The sequence below is a fragment of the Hydrogenophaga sp. BPS33 genome (genome assembly GCF_009859475.1).
Taxonomy (GTDB): Bacteria; Pseudomonadota; Gammaproteobacteria; order Burkholderiales; family Burkholderiaceae_C; genus Hydrogenophaga.
The window spans coordinates 4,507,534-4,523,749 of sequence record NZ_CP044549.1 but is presented as its reverse complement, the minus strand read 5'-3'; the positions used below and the strand labels follow the sequence as shown (position 1 = coordinate 4,523,749).

Below are 16,216 nucleotides of genomic sequence, written 5' to 3'. Positions count from 1 at the left end.
CGATCAGACGCCGTCGTCGAACGTGACGGTAACGGTGATCAGATCGGTATACGCGCCGGTGGGCTTGCCGGCCTTTTGTGCCTGCGTGACTTTGACAGCGATGGGCAAGTCTTTCGAAGTGCCATCAACCACGAAGTCCGGATGCGCAGCATCTGTGTTGTGCGTGACCGCCGCTAGCGTGCCGGTAGTGTCTTGGTGGAGGGTGTAGACGATGGACTCCGTGGCGCCTTCCAATACAAAGTCGGTCCCGGTCGTATTGGCCGACACGTACTTGAAAGTCGGCATGGTTGTGCCTGTTGTGCAGATTGCGGAAAACGTTGTGGAATCAACGTCGTCTGCGGTGTTTTGCACACCCTCGGCCGTGATCATCTGCAGCGCACCAAGGTCAATGGTTGTGCCGTCACCGACCGAGCATGCGGCCGCGATCGAGGCGCTCACTTCAATCTCCGATGTGTCGTCTGCCGCGGCCGCTGCGCCCGCGAAAAACACAGTACCCATGGCCAAAGCCAGCCGGATCAACTTCGTCTTCATATCGAACTCCATTTTTAAGAAACTTCGGAGCAACATCGCTCCCATCGGGACAAGCACACAAGTGGCCGTAACTGCTTGTGACTCATCATAAATGGTAAAAATGTAAAATGTCACTATAAAAATGACAATTTATGGAGCCATGCAAGATGAAAATTGGATCGATTGTCTAGCGAAAATCTATCTCTTTCATAGGGAAAAGACGCATCCTAGCAGTAGGGATGCACATCTACAGGTGTTCGTAGGGTTTTATGTGAATTGGTGTTATTATCAATTTAATGGATATTTTTGGCATTTCCATTGGCGGCACAGCGTTTGGGCGTTTGACGTCCTTCTTCGAGCTGTCAGCCTCCTTACTCGCCCAGTTCCATGTCGATCATCGCTGTCATGAACCGCAAGGGTGGTAGCGGGAAGAGCACCCTCGCTACACATATCGCCGCTTGGTGCGCCAGCACTGGCGGACGCGTCATGCTGGGCAACACTGACAAGCAGCGTTCAACGCAGGCGTGGTTAGGCCGCCGCAGTCTTGCGGACGCGACCATTTCCAGTTGGCCCAGCGACTTCGGTAAGACGTTTCGACCCGTTCAGGGCCTTACGCACGTAGTCGACACACCAGGAGGCATTCACGGCTTGGAGTTGGCCAAGCTCTTGGCTTGCGTGGACGCGATCGTGATGCCGGTGGGGCCGTCCATCTTCGATCTCGAAACCTCGGTTGAATTTTTCCGGGAGCTCTGCCAGCACCCTAGAGTGGCAAGTGGTCGCTGCAAGGTGGCAGTCGTTGGGATGCGCTGGCCTGGTGACACTGCGCAAGTGTGGCAGTCCAATGGGGTGCCGAAACCGTTGCCTTTCTTGACGGTCATTCCGGACGACCCCGTGTATCGGTCATGCTTGGAGACTGGAAGCAGCGTTTTTGATGGAGCAGATGGAGAGTCCCCTGACCGTTTGCTTCATTGGCAGCCGCTGTTGGACTGGTTGGCTCATTTGCTCAGAGATGTTGGTGCTGAGGGGACTGTTCCGCCGACTGTTGAACGGCCGCTTTTGCATAGAGCGCGAGCCGATCACGCGGCACGCTTTATAAAGGGTTTCATGCCGTCGCACCCGCAGTTGTACTCAGCTGAGTCATTCGTTGAGACCCGGCCGCCAGCGGAGATCTGCGCTGCGGATCTGAACATGGCAGGAGTCCCGGACAGCGGGCATGGCATGGTTCAAGAGGCGCCTTCAGTCAAACAGGCCCCGGCGTCAGCGGCCTTCAAAGTCATCGGGCACTACCCCCAATACGAGGTTTCGCTGACCACGGGTTTGAAAACGCACTCCCTCAATCTCAAGACGCCCAAAGGGTGGTTGGCTCGATTTTTCAAGTCTCGCTGATTGGCCCTTTCAGTTGCATGAGCGGGCTCTCGTGCAGGATCGTCCCAACTGAAGTCACGACGTGTGGGATGTCGGTTCCGTTGTGCGTCCCGACGCCAATCGCTTCTTGAGTGTGGGACTGGCGGAAAACGTCACCACCTGACGAGGGGAGATGAGGACGGCCTCACCTGTCCTTGGATTGCGGCCAACTCTGGCTGCCTTTTTCCTAACGTCGAAGTGTCCAAATCCAACGAGCTTCACATCTTCACCGCTGCAAAGTCGTTCCTGGATCAGTTCAAAAAACGCTTCCACAAGCTCACCGGACGCCCGCGTATTGACATCCATGCGAGTAGCCAAAACCTCTACGACCATGGCTTTGGTGAGTGACGGAACCTCAAGGCTGTCCATGAAAGTAACCACAAAGAATCCCAAACACCTCTACTAGGCAATTATTTCTATTCACCGTCGACTCTGAATGTCCTGCCTGGACGGACACAAGCAACATACAGTGTGACTATTTTGACGGAGTGACGATTTTGATAGTTTAAATGTTGTTTATCATTTAAAACTGCCGTAACCTACTCAATTCTTGCTGATGCTCCTGTGTCCTGGCAAAGAACTGAAGTTGACTCAAGGTCGACGCACACGGTAGCAGAGACGCATTTATTTGCCATCTCGATTCCATGTGAACCGGGAGCGTCAGTCGCGTCGAGGGCCTTGCGGCCCTAGCGGGCTCGCGACCGAGAGCGCGCCCTTACTACTTGTGCGTATTGCAAAGTCCAATGAGCTGCTTCATTCAACGTCTTGCAAAATTGGCAGTCTGGCTGCCACTGCTGATACCGTCGGCGGCACTTGCCAACGCCCCAGTGACATGCACTATCACGTCGGTAAAAATCGGAGCGATGGCCAAGAGCTTGCCGCTAAGCGAGCCCGAATATGTGCGAGGACATGTTGACGTACTGTGCATCAGCACGTCAGGCAAACCTTCGGTGGTGGAGCTTGCCCTGCTGGGGGTTGGTGGTGATGCGGCGCGAAACGGTGAGGCTACGACTCCGTCAATTCAAGTCGAGTTGTTCTCAGATCGGGCGTTGCGCAAAGCGTTGCCCAAAAACGCCTATCAAGTAATCGACTTTTCAACCAGCACGGTCATTGCTGCCGCTGGTGAGTCGAAAGTGTCCATTCCGTTTCACGCGCAAGTATTCCTCCGCAGTCTGATGGCCGCGGGCGACTACAACATAAGTCGCGATATCGGATTGGTCTATCGCTTGAACTCCCTTCGTTGAGCTGGCATGGACCTCAACTTGCTCTCTCGCTTCGTGTGCCGCGGTCGTTTGCCATCCGACGCGATGACCATACATGCGAGCGGACAGACCGCAGCCTGACCCATGCTTCCAAATCTGGCACGTCTCAATGTCGCAGTGCTGGGTGCTGGCCCCAAAGCCTTGGCCAGCGCGATCTGTTTGTCTCGCCATCACCGTGTGCTCTTGGGCGAGGCGGGTGCTTATCGTGCCACCAGGCGACTGACGGGACTGCCGATGTATCCAGGCGAGCCAGAGCTGGACCAGCTCTTGAGGCGTACTGTGAGGAACATTGAATTTGCTGACAGCTATGCGCGTGCCCTTGCCGGAGCTGATCTGGTTATTGTTGCGGAGCAACCTGTCTTTCGTGCAGAGAACGGCCGCTTTGACATGGCTGCAGTTGAGAGCTGCCTTGCATCAGTGGCTCGGTGGAGGCCTCTGGCTACAGTGGTGCTTGAAACACCTACGCCCGTGGGCTATGCGTTCAGGGCCAGTGTGCAACACAGACTCCATGTCATTCCTGCCCCATTGCAGTTGCGCCATGGGCAGGTGGCATGGGACAGGGCACGACCTCGTCAGATCGTGGTGGGTGACACCTCAGAGCGCGGCCTCACCTACGCCTTCCTCGTCGTTCGCTCTTGCAGCCACCCAAACACACCGTACCTGTTGACCAATCCGAGTGAAGCCGAAGCAATTCACGCATTCGAGCTTCGGCGTAGTGCTCGAGGTCGAGCCGAGAGTCAAGAGCACATCGTTGAATACTGCCACCGTCAGCGACTTAACGTTGAGCAAGTTCTCCGCGGCCTTCAGCCATTTGAGTTTGTGCAGGAGTCAGACGCCGTGGTCCTGCTCGAGTGACCGGTGGTCCTGTGACCACCCAGTGCGCGGTCGCCGCGGTCGTTCGGCCGACTTTAAGTTGACTCCCTTGCCAGCGGAGCGAAGGTGCAGCAGGGCTCAGGCCGTCGGAGTAGGCGAGTCATCCATGTTGACATCCTCCCCGCCCTAAAGGACGGGGATTCCCACTGCTGGACGGTCATGCCCGACCGCGCACAGGCCTGAAGGCCCGCGCTCATTCACGACGGCTTCAATGGCTCTCGCCTCCCCCGCCGTGGAAAACTCTTTCTCCAGCCAAGCCAGCCCGCGCCCTCGAATCACGAGCGCGCTGTTCACGTCGCGCTGGTGGTGAGCGCCGCAGGCGCTGCAGTCCCAGGCTCGCTCGTTCAGGCCGGCCAGCCCCTTGGGGCCGGTGCGCGCGCCGCAAGCGCTGCACTCCTGAGTGGAGAACTTCTCATCAATCTCCTTGAACCACACGCCTGCGTCATCGCACTTGTACTGCAGCATGGTTCGAAATGCGCTCCACCCGGCGTCCAGGACGGACTTGGCCATCCTGGTCTGGGTGAGCGCCTGGACGTTGACGTTGCCCACGAAGACCGCCTGGTGCGTGCGCACCAGATCGGTCGAGAGTTTGTGCAGGTGGTCCTTCCTGCGGTTTGCAATCTTGGCGTGGATAGCCCTCACGCGGCGCTTGCGGCCGGCTCGTTGTGCCACCGCCAGCCTGGGCTCCAGATCCCGGTAGAAGCGTTGTGCCGGTACGAACTCGCCTTCGCTGGTGGTCAGCAGGTCCTTCAGACCCAGGTCGATGCCCACGGCGTCGACCTTGATCTGCGCGTGCTCACGCACGAGAGGTTGCTTCTTCACCTTGACGCAGACGTTCAGATACCAGCGGCCGCGGCTGTCTTCGCAGAGGTTGCCGGCGCCGAGCTCGTAGTCGGCCAGGCCGTAGCTATCCCACAAGGAGAGCTTCATCCCCTGGAAGGATACCTGTCCAGCTTTGTAGGTCAGCGAGCGCGCCTTGAATGGAATCCAGCCCAGGCTGCGCCTGGCACCGGATGAGACGCGCCAGCGCAGTTTCACGCGCTTGGCGGCACGGCGCTTCTTGGCGAACTCTTCGGAGACCTCCTGGAACACAGCCGAGCCAATGCTCAGGCCCTCCTTGGAGGCGCCTCGGGTGTAGGGGCTGAAGTCGAAGCCGCTCATGAAGCGTCGTTCGCGTTCCCAGACCTTGAAGGAGAGCTCGTTACAGTAGTTCCAGACGAAGTTCACGTCGCTGGCCATCCTCAGAAGCTGGGCGGTGTGCCTGTCCTTGAGCCGCAAGTGCAGCACCCGCGTGGCGTGTGATGTTTCGGACGAAGGGCGACAGGAGCGTTTGGGCATTCCTGTGTCTAGGCACCGCTTTTAGCCCTCTATTGAGAAGCAGTTCTCGCCATTGCTCCCGGACCTGAAGGACCGGGTTTCCTGGCGTTTTGGGTGATTGGGTGTCCTCGGTGCCCGGCATCGTTGTCACCGCTCAAATGCTTCAGATCCTGCCTGCGTCGTTGCACGGAGTGGGGGGCGTATCTCAGGCAACTGAGTCAGGAGTGTCCTCCATCACTACTTCTAGAGTCATGAGCTCGTCCTTGCTCTGTTCAGCCAGTCGCCTGAGCGTAGCCGTCCAACTGGGGAGGTCCGTCAGCAGACGCTGGCCCGCCAAGCTTTCAATCTCCGCTGCAGTGCATGCAATACTAGCCAAGCCCAACAGCATGGCCGCGCCCTTGAGTTTGTGCGCAACGGCCTCAATGGAGGACTGGTTGCCGCGCTCCATGTCGTTGATGAGTGCATCAAGCGAACCCGTATCCGAGGCCAGAACCATAGCCGCCATGTGAGCGCGCGCTGCGCGAGATGTGAAGGGCTGAAGCTGATAGTAGATCGCAACATCTATTGCTGGCGGCGATGGCTTGGTTGCACTCCCCAAGGTCGACGATGTGCTATCTCCGGCCAGACTGTCGCCTTTGTTGGGGACTTCTTCATCGAGCAAGCCGCATTCAATCAACGCATGATTGAGGTCCTGCATCGTCAACGGCTTGCTAACAAAGCGGTCAATCCCAGCCTCAAGTGCGAGCTTTCGGATGTCTCCAGCTACATCTGCCGTCAGGAGCAGGACTTTGACCTCCGATGGCAAGCCAGGAGCATCTCGAATGGTCTTGGCCGTGGACAGGCCGTCCAGCCCCGGCATGTGGTAATCCAAAAACACCGCGTCAAAGGATTCTTGCTTAAGCAGCGCAAGCGCTTCGAGCCCGTTCGAGCAAAAGGTTGCCTCATGTCCCATCTTCTCAAGGAGCAGGGCCATGTAGTTGATGTTGATGGGGCTGTCGTCGGCCACCAAAAGGCGAAGTCGCGATCGACGCGCGATGTTCATAGGTGCTCCGGTGCTTGGAACGGCTGGGCCCACTTTGGTAGGTCGGTCGCGTCTCTAGACCGACTTGCGATCTGCGGTTGCACGAAGTCGACCAAGTATCTGTCCAAGCCACCTCATGCTTCGTTTTGCGAGCTGTCATCGCGTGGGGCGGGCGGCCACTTTTCGATCTGCGCCAGTGGACGCTTGAACTCCGTTCCGAGGTCGTAGTGCCCCCTCGCCGACCCCCGCGCATAAAGTCTTGCTCCCCAGGGCAATGTGATAAATGTCATCCAACCTCCTTTGGTTTGCTGGTTGTGTCATATTGGATGGCGAAATATCACAAAACTGAGCTTATACTGTATTTGTCATTTTGTGTACTACTGTCAAGGATGCGCATAGCGCCATTGGATGGCGTCTTCTGCGAAGACGGCTCTCAGCGCATCCATCTCCCTTTTTCCAAGAACAACGGGTTTGTATGAGCGAGCGCAACGATCAAAAGGGCACCGTCGTCATCGGCGAGGGCGTCAGCATAAGCGGTGTCCTCAAGGTGCCCGGCAGGGCGGTCATCCATGGCGATTTTCAAGGCGAGCTATACGCCGAAGAGTTGACCTTGGGCCTTGCCGGCACGATTGCTGGGAAGACTCATGTTGGCAAGGCTGACGTTCAGGGCGAGATTCGCGATGAGCTCCTCGTCACCGGGCACTTGATTGTTCGAGCCAGTGGTCGCATTCAAGGCCATGTGGCGTATGGCGAAGTCGAAGTCGAGCGCGGTGGAAACATTCAAGGCGCGTTGCGGCAGGGCAAACCCGAAGCCAAAGAAGTCCCTGTGTTGAACGATCGACTGCTCTTGTTGGGCGACAAGCTTGTCTCACTCAATGAGGGTGAGAAGGCGCTTGAGTAGGTCGGGTAGAGCCAGATGCTAAATACGATCCGGAAGACCGCATCAACTGCCGCTTGGGTTCTGCGTGTGCCTGCGATTCCACTTGCGTTGTGGCGCCGCGAGTTCATTGATGTTCGCATCATCCTGGAGCAAGAAGGCGAGCTGCGCTACTACGCGATTGCGGGACGGTGGCAGCGCTACGCTGTTCGAGGTGGTTTGATCCTGGCCACAGTACTGTTGTTTGTGTTGCTGTTTCTGCTTGCGTATGCCCGGGTCCAACATGATGGAAAGTTGCGATTGCAGCACTCGCATCGCGAGATTTACAGCGCATTGCTTATGGGAACAGCTGACGCTTCAACTCCCGAAGTGCAGGAGATGAATGATGATGACATGTTCAACCTGGCCCGTGTTATTCGAGAGCGCGATCTCGAGGTCCGGAGTCTGGTGGATATTGCCACTGAGGGACTGGCCTCTGAGAATCATGGGCTCAAATCGCGCCTGGACGCATCGGGCCTGACAGCGCGAACTATCACACTCATTCAATCCAGCGGAGCGGTCGGTGGATTTGGGCCTGAGCCAACCGAGTCGAGTCGGTCGTTGCTAAGCGGACGGTTCGCGGACGAGGCTTCCAAGAATCGTGAACTCAAAGAAGTCATGTTGGCCTTGCCATCGCGCGTTCCTGTCGGAGGTCATGACATCACGTCCAAGTATGGAATGCGCGCCCATCCATTGATCAAGCAGCCGCGATTTCATGCTGGTGTCGACCTAGTGCCGCATAACGATGACAGGGTTTATCCGACCAAGGCCGGAAAGGTGGTCTTGGCGCGAATGAATGGTGGCTACGGGAATACCGTTGTGGTCCGTCATGACCGCGGCATTGAAAGCCTCTATGGCCACCTTGACCGGATAAACGTCGCCGAGGGTGACGAAGTCGACATCACTACCGTACTTGGGCTGGTAGGAAACACCGGTGCCTCAACGGGAAAACACCTGCATTTTGAAATTTCAGTCGGAGGATTCCCGGTGGATCCTTTGCGGGTAATCCACACGGCCAACTATGTTCAGCAGATCAAAAACTAAGTCCGACAACGCGTCTGATGTGCGCGTTGCGCCATTGCCTGCTGCTCAAAGTGCCGCCCCAGTGAGTGGGTGGGGCGCAAAGGCTGTTAAAGCTATTCCGGTTGCCGAGAAGCCTTCCATCATTAGTGAAGGTCTTGTGATGCGTGGCGACTTGGACTCCAGCGGGGTCCTCCACGTTGAAGGCGGTGTGATTGGAAATGTGAAGGTCGACAGTGCCAATGTCGGTGCAGGCGGATTCATCGAAGGGCATCTTGTTTGCAGCAGCCTGACCGTCAAGGGTCGATTTGATGGCGTCCTGATTTGCGACGAGCTGATCATCGCGGCCTCTGCGCAGGTCAAGGGGCAGGTGAGCTACCGCTTCATCACCATCAGTTCAGGAGCGCAGGTAGAGGCTGAGGTCGAGTGGCGGGCAGCCGAAGGCGTCTGACGGCGCGATCTCCCAAGCCATCCGCACCCTTCCCCTTGTTCCGCGACCTCATTCAACCGGTCGCGCTTTCCGGAGTTCCATGTGAATCGAATGTTCTCACTGACGGTCGCAGCGTGCGGGATCGGGATGTTCTGCACGCACTTAGCCGCGAGCGCTCAGCCTGTTCCTGTAGACCTCGGGACGCTCATGAGCGAGGCCGTGACGCAGCATCCTGATGTGCGGAGCCGAAAGAGCAATGCCAGAGCAGCAGGCTACGAGCTCGAAGGTGCCCGATGGGGTCGCTATCCTAGTCTCACGACCGAACTCCAGACCCAGTCTGGAGGTCCTCAGACGGTGATCAAGGTGGAGCAGCCACTTTGGACCGGCGGACGAATCACCAGTCGAATTGGAGTGGCCGACGCAGGGGTGGGTGAAGCCGAAGCGGCAGTTGCGGAGATAGAGCAGAACGTGCTCGGTCAGACTGCTGGTGCCTTCTTCGAGATTCTTCGCCTGGAGTCACGCTTGGATGCAGCGCGAGCCAGCGAAACCGAACATAAGCGCTTGTTCGACATCATCCAAAGACGTGTGCAGTCTCAGGTCAGTCCCGCGACGGACCAGACGCAGGCGGCGGCACGGTTGAATCAGGCAATCACAGAAAGAATCCAGACGCAGCGTCAGATCGAGGCGGCCCGTCTCGCTCTGGAGCAGATGGTTGGTCGCAAGGTCGCAGAGCTTGCACCCCCCCCGCATATCGGACTTGGCAATTGGAACGAAGACAGCTTGCTTGATGCGGCCCTTTCGTTCTCGCCAGAGCGTCGACGGCTTGAAGCGCAGGTGGCCGTCGCCAATGCCCAAATCGACCTTGCACGTTCTCAGCTGATGCCCACGGTCGTGGCTGGTTACCAATCCCGTCTTGGAAACCTGCTGCCAGGTGAAGACCGAGGACGACTCTATGTGGCGCTACAGCTTCAGACCGGCGCTGGCCTGTCCAGCATGTCGGGTGTGCAGGTGGCCATATCGCGCAAGCAGGCTGCGCTGGATGCCATTGACGCCCTTGAACGCACCCTAACTCAACAAGTTCGCTCGATCTGGTCCGAGCGGCAAGCCTTGGGCCGACAAGTCGAACCGGTGCGAGCCTTGCTCAGCGGGGCGGATGAGATCGTTGCCTCCTATCTTCGCCAGTTTCAAGTTGGACGCAAGAACTGGCTCGATGTGCTTAATGCTCTACGTGAAAAGACCCAGGCCTATTACGCCCTGGCAGATCTTGAGTCTCCCATTCTGTACGCGGAAGTTCGGCTCCTCTTGCTCGCTGGCCAACTGAACGCACAAAACCCGATTCCCAATCATGTCCGCTAACACTTCGGTGGAGGCCTTAGACGCATCCGCCTCACCATTGCCGCAAGACCAGGCATTGTCTGGCCTGCTATCACGACTTGCATCCCTGCTGGGCCACGCAGTGCCGGCTTTTCGCTTCAGCATGCTCGAGCGCAGCCAGGACGGTATTGAGATGGCAACGCTTGCACCACACCGGCGTGCTCGCGAGATGTGGAAGGCCCGATTTAGCGGAGCGCAGATTCGTGAGCTCACCCCGGCGGTTGTAAAGCGTGGCGACTATCCCCTCCTTTGGATCAGTTCGAGTGGCGTAGATGTTCGCATTGTGCGTGGGCGGCTCAGTCATGGCGCCTTTTCCACTGAAGGTATGGACGGGATCTCGCAAGAGATTGACGAGGCCAACGTCAGAGATGGGCATTTGCTTGCGTTGCGTGCAGATGAGAGTACTGAAGGCGCAAGAGAAGACGGCCCGCAAACTGCTACGGATTGGTTTGCCTTTGCCATTCGAAAGCACAGGCGCGTCTTCCTGGACGGCGTGTTCGCGACTTTCATGATCAGTGCCATCGGACTCACCGCGTCGCTCTACACCATGCAGGTGTATGACCGTGTGGTGCCAACGAAGGGGTTCTCGACCCTGTGGGTTCTGACAATCGGTGTACTGCTAGCGGTCGTGCTCGAATTCACCATGAAACAAGTGCGTGCGCACATGGTTGACCGGGCGTCCAAGGTCATCGACCAAGAGCTCTCCAGTGTGTTCTTCGACAAGGCATTGGCAATTCGCATGGATGCAAGGCCCAGCACGGTGGGTACTTTCGCTTCTCAGATTCGGCATTTCGAGTCGGTGCGGAATTTCATGACATCGACAACCCTGTTCATTCTGGCGGATGCCCCGTTCGCCTTGATGTTCATCGGGGTCATGGCCATGATCGCTGGGCCCGTGGCGCTCGTGCCTCTCGTCATGGTCCCCGTCGCCGTGATCGCTGGATTGTTCTTTCGGGGGTCTATCGAGCGGCTCTCTGCTGAGAACATGCAAGAGTCCAATCGTAAGAACGGTCTTCTCATTGAAGCGGTGGACGGTATCGAATCAGTCAAGGCCGCCGGCGGCGAGTGGAAGATGCTGGACCGTTACCGCGACCTGACAGCCACCATTGCAGCAAGTGAGCTTCAGCTCAAGGCCCTTTCCACCCGCTCCACAAACCTCGCGCAGACGATTCAGCAGCTGAACTACGTGGGTCTAATCGCCGCTGGCGCCTACGCCATCAGTTCAGGCCAACTCTCCATGGGGGGACTCATTGCATGCTCCATCATCAGTGGGCGCGCACTCTCCCCGCTGGCTCAAATTCCTCAGTTGGTGGTGCAGTGGAAGCACGCCAAGATTGCCTTGAAGTCGCTTGACGCCATCATGGCAATGCCCAGTGACCGTTCCAGCCATCAGCGCTTGGTGGTACCCGAGCGGTGCGCAGGGCAGTTGCGGCTGGAGAGCGCGACGTTTGGGTATCGGGAAGACAAGCCTATTCTGGAAATCGCTGACTTGCGTATACAGCCGGGAGAGCGCATTGCCGTGCTCGGCGCCGTAGGGTCTGGTAAGTCGACGCTTGTGAAGATGCTCTCCGGTCTCTACAAGCCAAAGACCGGAGCCGCGTACCTCGATGGCGTGGACATGGACCAGCTGGCTCCTGAATTTGTGCGAGAGCACATTGGCTACTTGCCGCAGGACGTGCGCTTGTTTAGTGGCACTCTGCGAGAGAACCTCACACTTGGCCTTCCCACACCCAGTGACAGCGTGATTTTCAACGCGGCGCGCCTGACGGGGCTGGACCAAGCTATCCAGAGCCACCCTAAGGGTTTGGAGCTGGAGATCACCGAAGGCGGCCGAGGGCTCTCTGGCGGGCAGCGTCAGCTCGTGGGCCTCACTCGCCTATTGCTTGCTCGGTCCAGCGTGATGTTGCTTGATGAACCTACGGCCTCCATGGATGTGCAGCTTGAGTCTCGAGTGATGAAACACCTGTTCCAGGAAGCTCCTCCCGAGTCTGTTCTGGTCGTCGTAACGCACAAGGTGGGCATGCTGCCGCATGTGCATCGAATCATCGTTGTTGACAAAGGCCGAATCGTCATGGATGGGCCGCGCGACCAGGTGCTCGCTCGCCTGAGCGGCCAGACGCCTAACGCCATTACCGGACGCGCTGCGGCTGCCCCGCATACCCATAAAGAGATCTCGTCATGAAAATTCTTTGGTTTCTCGAACCAAACAAGCGGTCGAAAAGCGACCAGGGGCCGCTGTCTGAGCAGTTGCGGGGCTCCCGTTGGGTGATGTGGGTCACATTCCTCAGCATCGGATTGTTTGTCGCCTGGGCCTGGCATGCAGAGCTGGACCAAGTCACGCGCGCACCTGGCTCTGTCATCGCAAGCTCACGTACGCAGCTCATTCAGTCACAAGATGGTGGGACGCTTGAGGAAATGCTTGTGCGCGAAGGTGACAAAGTCGAGGCGGGGCAACTACTGGCTCGCATTGAGCGCACTCGCGCGGAGTCTGCGTTTCTCGAGACCAGAGCGAAGGCCGCAGCACTGAGCGCATCCCTCGCCAGGTTGCAAGCAGAGGTCTTTGGAGGGCAGCCACGATATGCGGCAGAGCTAAAGAATTACCCTGATTTCAGCCGCAGCCAGAACGATCTGCTTCGCAAGAGGAGGGCTGCGCTTGATGAAGACCTCACTGCAATTCGGCGCATGAAATCCCTGGTCGAAGAAGAACTTTCGCTCAACCTTCCGTTGGTGCAATCAGGTGACGTGAGTCGCACTGAGGTTTTGCGTCTGCAGCGGCAAGTGGCCGATATGCAGGCACAGATGACGAACAAGCGCAACAAGTACTTCCAAGATGCGCAAGCTGAGTTCAACAAGACGCAAGAGGAGCTTGCTGGGGTACAGCAGATCCTTGCGCAGCGCCGAAATCAGCTTGACCAGACCGAGCTGCGAGCTCCTTTGCGCGGTGTGGTGAAAAACGTGCGTATCACCACTCAAGGGGGCGTCATCCGACCCGGGGAGGAGGTGATGCAAATCGTGCCGCTTGAAGATGACCTGGTCATCGAAGCAAAAGTTTCACCTGCGGATATTGCCTTTCTCACCCTTGGCCTCGATGCGACCGTCAAGATAGATGCCTACGACTACACCGTCTACGGGGGCCTGCCTGGAAAACTCATTTTTATCAGTGCAGACACCTTGAGCGAAAACCTTCGTCAAGGTGAGGACCCGTACTACCGTGTGCAGGTGCGCACCACCTCACGTGAGTTCAGCAAACGGGCACATAGTGTGCTGGAGATTCAACCGGGCATGACGGCCACCATCGAGGTCAAAACTGGTCAGCGAACGGTATTGCAGTACCTTGCCAAGCCAATCGTGAAAACTCTTGGTGACTCTTTGGGCGAGCGATAAAGAATGCCGGTGACGCTACGTTAGGCGTAGGGGTACAGAAACGCGGTGGGGAGTTAGACCTCAGGCCGGACGACCACTTCGTAGTAGGGCGGCCACGGCGTGGAGCGCTTGCAACGCGAATGCTTCGCGTGACCAGTGACGCGACATCCCAACGGCATCGCACGCCCCGTGCTGCTTCTTTTACGGACTAAACTGCATCCTGCGTCTGGCAGGGCCGACAGCTTTTGAAGGCTTCGAACCCGCAAAAAGACCTGGGCTAGGGAAGCTGCGAACCAACTGTGGTGGAGTCTTCGTGCGACTCTGTTGGGCAGTTGATCTGATTGAGTCCCGTCCGGCGTGCTCAGCATTCCGAGGATGATGTGTCAAAACAGTACTAAGCCGGGGGATGACCGTCATCAATGCCCGCGCAGCGGGCATTGACGTGGGACCCGGTTCCACGTCGTTAGAGTCCGCTGATTTGTGTGACGAGCAGTGCAGACATTCCAGGCGGTTGGAGGCAGGTGGAAGCTGTTTCTAGTAGAAAACGCATCCAAACATTTTGCGTTTTAAGCGACCGTTTCCGCCCTTTTCGGCCGTCGCTGACGAAACATCGTGGAACCAATAGCTAGAGGGTGCCTCTCAGACAAAGTGCGTGAGTAGATCCCCCTTGCCCGCCCTTCAAAGTGCAACCGTTTTTCCGCGTGTGAATTGGCTTTCGTGATAGATTGCACGCTCTGATCCGAACGACATTGCTAGCTCGCCCATCGCAGCTGCGGGGTGCGAGCACCTACCATGGAACGAAATGTCTACATCATCGGCTGGCGGGGCCAACGTGCCTCCTCCAGTACGTCCGGCTCTATCAAGTGCTGATCGTTTCCAGCTTGTCGTGGAGGCAATCGACGACTACGCGATCTACATGCTGGGCCCGGATGGGCTCATAGAGTCGTGGAGCCCAGGTGCAGAACGGCTCAAGGGATACCGAGCCACTGAGGTGTTGGGTAAGTCTTACAGCATTTTCTTTCGCTCTCAGGACGTGGCAGAGGGCGTGCCGGAATGGCAACTGTCACGAGCGCGCTTGCACGGCAAAACCGAGGAAGAAGGCTGGCGGGTGCGCAAGGACGGCTCTGTTTTTTGGGCCAACATATCATCAGTCGAATCCTTGACGATGATGGCACCCTCCTCGCTAGCCAAGATCACGCGGGACGTAACCGAACGGAGGCGGCTTCGAGAGCTTGAGCGCTCGCTCAAACGAATGGACGAGTTCATTGCATGCTTGGCCACGAATTGCGCAACCCGCTGGGGCCGATTCGCTATGCGTCAACCTTCATTCAGGAGCACGGTAGCTTGACACGAGGAGAACATTGCGTGGGCATCCACGACCGTCAGTTGGCCCTCTGACCGACTGCTGGACGAGCTGTTGGATGTAGGTCGGGTTACAAGCGGAAAACTCCGCATTTCGCCCACCCAGATTCCATTCAAAAAGGTCATCGAACAAGCTGTCGAGACCTTTTCGTCCGACATTGAGCGTCGCGAGCGGGACTTGGAAGTCTTCTACCCGAGGGGGAGATATGGGTGAACGCAGACGAGCTTCGAATCACGCAGGTGTCCAGAACCTTTTATCGAATGCGATGAAGTTCACCTTGCCAGGCGGGCATGTCGAGGTACGCGTGGAGGTCTGTGGCAGCCGTCTGCACGTGGAGGTGAAGGACGACGGACTTGGCATGGACCCGGCAACGGTCGATGACCTTTTCCTTCTTTTTGCCCAAGGGCAAGCACAGCGTGAAACCCATCAGCCTGGACTGGGTATCGGTTTGGCACTGTCACGCATGATCGTTGAGATGCACGGCGGTGTAATTTCGGGAGCGAGCGAAGGACGCGGTTTGGGAAGCGTCTTCCGATTCGAACTCTCAGGGGCAGAACTGAAGGCGCCTTAGCAGTTGTGCGGACACCTAGGGTGCGAAAAGTAATCCTTCAGGCCAAGCTACACCGCAAAAGGTTGAGCTCACACACCAAAGCTAGGCGGAGTTTTCTCCGCCCAAAAGCGCTGCACGCTGCCAAGGGTTGGGGTATGGCCGGCAGAATCAACGTCCTCGTTCGTCCACGCCTACGCCGCGGCAAAGGCATGAAGCACTACACGGAAATGGTGCAGGAACTGAATTCTCCCGCGCGCGAGAACCGGCTACAGCTTCGTGTCGTAGTAGCAGGAGGTGGGCGGAGGTTACTACTTTGAAGATGTGTTTACCGTAGTCCCGGACGGTTCGTCCAGCGTGAAGGCGCTGCCGGCTCGACCGAAGAAGAACATCTCACCCAACTCGATGGCCACGATGCTGATCGCGCTCGGCTGTATTGACTGAATTTTTGTTTCCCGAACTGGCCTCACACCCGCAGGTCCGACGGCGCCATTGGAGGCTAGGCGCGCGAGTATTTCGGCACGGCAAACCCTCAAAATCTGAGGTCGGTGGAATTCACAGCGGAAGTCTGGGAGACCCGAATGGACCCCCCATGCCAGCCGCTGCGGCAATGGCAAGCAGGTCGGACTGGACGGTCGCGGTCAGATCTGCAGCGTGTTGAACGGATTGCAATGAGGCGGTTACGGTGGGACCTCGGCAAAAGCTTGACGCTTGGGGCTGATGTTTTGGCAAATGAGCACCTTGCCGGAGCGGGGCAAGGTGTCTCTCCAGCATCGTTTCTTGGTCACTCGACAGGAAGGGGCCTCAGGCAGGAGA

General features: G+C 57.5%; 14 protein-coding genes. 10 read left to right on the top strand and 4 right to left on the bottom strand.

Annotated features, from left to right (window positions below):
- Nucleotides 1–3 precede the first annotated feature (3 nt).
- Entirely contained in the window at nucleotides 4–531 is a 528-nt protein-coding gene (locus F9K07_RS20945; RefSeq protein WP_159595262.1) for a spore coat protein U domain-containing protein, read from the bottom strand.
- Between the two features lie 366 nt (nucleotides 532–897).
- Here F9K07_RS20945 and F9K07_RS20940 point away from each other — a divergent pair, with 366 nt between their 5' ends.
- Nucleotides 898–1,896: a ParA family protein gene (locus F9K07_RS20940; RefSeq protein ID WP_159595261.1), complete on the top strand. Its 999-nt coding sequence runs from the start codon at nucleotides 898–900 to the stop codon at nucleotides 1,894–1,896.
- Nucleotides 1,897–1,950: 54 nt separating this feature from the next.
- On the opposite strand, the gene F9K07_RS20935 is transcribed toward F9K07_RS20940, so the two are convergent.
- Complete coding sequence (locus F9K07_RS20935) at nucleotides 1,951–2,283, bottom strand: integration host factor subunit alpha (RefSeq protein ID WP_236581406.1); 333 nt, start codon at nucleotides 2,281–2,283, stop codon at nucleotides 1,951–1,953.
- Between the two features lie 494 nt (nucleotides 2,284–2,777).
- Between F9K07_RS20935 and F9K07_RS20930 the strand changes: the two genes are divergently transcribed.
- Complete coding sequence (locus F9K07_RS20930) at nucleotides 2,778–3,158, top strand: hypothetical protein (RefSeq protein ID WP_159595260.1); 381 nt, start codon at nucleotides 2,778–2,780, stop codon at nucleotides 3,156–3,158.
- Nucleotides 3,159–4,175: 1,017 nt separating this feature from the next.
- On the opposite strand, the gene F9K07_RS20920 is transcribed toward F9K07_RS20930, so the two are convergent.
- Entirely contained in the window at nucleotides 4,176–5,387 is a 1,212-nt protein-coding gene (locus F9K07_RS20920; RefSeq protein WP_201451457.1) for an RNA-guided endonuclease InsQ/TnpB family protein, read from the bottom strand.
- A gap of 184 nt (nucleotides 5,388–5,571) precedes the next feature.
- Complete coding sequence (locus F9K07_RS20915) at nucleotides 5,572–6,408, bottom strand: response regulator (protein WP_159595258.1); 837 nt, start codon at nucleotides 6,406–6,408, stop codon at nucleotides 5,572–5,574.
- 454 nt (nucleotides 6,409–6,862) lie between these two features.
- Here F9K07_RS20915 and F9K07_RS20910 point away from each other — a divergent pair, with 454 nt between their 5' ends.
- The 8 genes from F9K07_RS20910 to F9K07_RS20875 all read left to right on the top strand — a co-directional run bounded on the left by F9K07_RS20910 (nucleotide 6,863) and on the right by F9K07_RS20875 (nucleotide 15,424).
- Nucleotides 6,863–7,288 carry a bactofilin family protein gene (locus F9K07_RS20910; protein ID WP_159595257.1) on the top strand — a complete coding sequence of 142 codons (426 nt, stop codon included), beginning with the start codon at nucleotides 6,863–6,865 and terminating at the stop codon, nucleotides 7,286–7,288.
- Between the two features lie 15 nt (nucleotides 7,289–7,303).
- The gene (locus tag F9K07_RS20905) at nucleotides 7,304–8,347 is read left to right on the top strand and encodes a M23 family metallopeptidase (RefSeq protein WP_159595256.1); all 1,044 of its coding nucleotides are present in this window, start codon (nucleotides 7,304–7,306) and stop codon (nucleotides 8,345–8,347) included.
- Nucleotides 8,325–8,774 (top strand): bactofilin family protein, encoded by a 450-nt coding sequence (locus F9K07_RS20900; protein ID WP_159595255.1) that lies wholly within the window; start codon nucleotides 8,325–8,327, stop codon nucleotides 8,772–8,774. The genes F9K07_RS20905 and F9K07_RS20900 overlap by 23 nt, the downstream gene beginning before the upstream one ends.
- Nucleotides 8,775–8,960: 186 nt before the next feature.
- The gene (locus F9K07_RS20895; protein ID WP_236581403.1) at nucleotides 8,961–10,109 is read left to right on the top strand and encodes a TolC family protein; all 1,149 of its coding nucleotides are present in this window, start codon (nucleotides 8,961–8,963) and stop codon (nucleotides 10,107–10,109) included.
- Entirely contained in the window at nucleotides 10,099–12,309 is a 2,211-nt protein-coding gene (locus F9K07_RS20890; protein ID WP_159595253.1) for a type I secretion system permease/ATPase, read from the top strand. The genes F9K07_RS20895 and F9K07_RS20890 overlap by 11 nt, the downstream gene beginning before the upstream one ends.
- The gene (locus tag F9K07_RS20885) at nucleotides 12,306–13,511 is read left to right on the top strand and encodes an HlyD family type I secretion periplasmic adaptor subunit (protein ID WP_159595252.1); all 1,206 of its coding nucleotides are present in this window, start codon (nucleotides 12,306–12,308) and stop codon (nucleotides 13,509–13,511) included. The genes F9K07_RS20890 and F9K07_RS20885 overlap by 4 nt, the downstream gene beginning before the upstream one ends.
- 781 nt (nucleotides 13,512–14,292) lie before the next feature.
- Nucleotides 14,293–14,838, top strand: a complete 546-nt coding sequence (locus F9K07_RS32315) for a PAS domain-containing protein (protein ID WP_159595251.1) — start codon at nucleotides 14,293–14,295, stop codon at nucleotides 14,836–14,838.
- Between the two features lie 220 nt (nucleotides 14,839–15,058).
- Complete coding sequence (locus tag F9K07_RS20875; RefSeq protein WP_268894723.1) at nucleotides 15,059–15,424, top strand: sensor histidine kinase; 366 nt, start codon at nucleotides 15,059–15,061, stop codon at nucleotides 15,422–15,424.
- Nucleotides 15,425–16,216 lie beyond the last annotated feature (792 nt).

Excerpts from the sequence above, each read along its gene's own strand:
- F9K07_RS20920 (WP_201451457.1), bottom strand. The coding sequence starts at position 5,387 with ATGCCCAAACGCTCCTGTCGCCCTTCGTCCGAAACATCACACGCCACG.
- F9K07_RS32315 (WP_159595251.1), top strand. The coding sequence starts at position 14,293 with ATGTCTACATCATCGGCTGGCGGGGCCAACGTGCCTCCTCCAGTACGT.
- F9K07_RS20940 (WP_159595261.1), top strand. The coding sequence starts at position 898 with ATGTCGATCATCGCTGTCATGAACCGCAAGGGTGGTAGCGGGAAGAGC.
- F9K07_RS20890 (WP_159595253.1), top strand. The coding sequence starts at position 10,099 with ATGTCCGCTAACACTTCGGTGGAGGCCTTAGACGCATCCGCCTCACCA.
- F9K07_RS20935 (WP_236581406.1), bottom strand. The coding sequence starts at position 2,283 with ATGGACAGCCTTGAGGTTCCGTCACTCACCAAAGCCATGGTCGTAGAG.
- F9K07_RS20915 (WP_159595258.1), bottom strand. The coding sequence starts at position 6,408 with ATGAACATCGCGCGTCGATCGCGACTTCGCCTTTTGGTGGCCGACGAC.
- F9K07_RS20945 (WP_159595262.1), bottom strand. The coding sequence starts at position 531 with ATGAAGACGAAGTTGATCCGGCTGGCTTTGGCCATGGGTACTGTGTTT.
- F9K07_RS20875 (WP_268894723.1), top strand. The coding sequence starts at position 15,059 with ATGGGTGAACGCAGACGAGCTTCGAATCACGCAGGTGTCCAGAACCTT.
- F9K07_RS20905 (WP_159595256.1), top strand. The coding sequence starts at position 7,304 with ATGCTAAATACGATCCGGAAGACCGCATCAACTGCCGCTTGGGTTCTG.
- F9K07_RS20910 (WP_159595257.1), top strand. The coding sequence starts at position 6,863 with ATGAGCGAGCGCAACGATCAAAAGGGCACCGTCGTCATCGGCGAGGGC.
- F9K07_RS20885 (WP_159595252.1), top strand. The coding sequence starts at position 12,306 with ATGAAAATTCTTTGGTTTCTCGAACCAAACAAGCGGTCGAAAAGCGAC.
- F9K07_RS20930 (WP_159595260.1), top strand. The coding sequence starts at position 2,778 with ATGGCCAAGAGCTTGCCGCTAAGCGAGCCCGAATATGTGCGAGGACAT.
- F9K07_RS20895 (WP_236581403.1), top strand. The coding sequence starts at position 8,961 with ATGAGCGAGGCCGTGACGCAGCATCCTGATGTGCGGAGCCGAAAGAGC.
- F9K07_RS20900 (WP_159595255.1), top strand. The coding sequence starts at position 8,325 with ATGTTCAGCAGATCAAAAACTAAGTCCGACAACGCGTCTGATGTGCGC.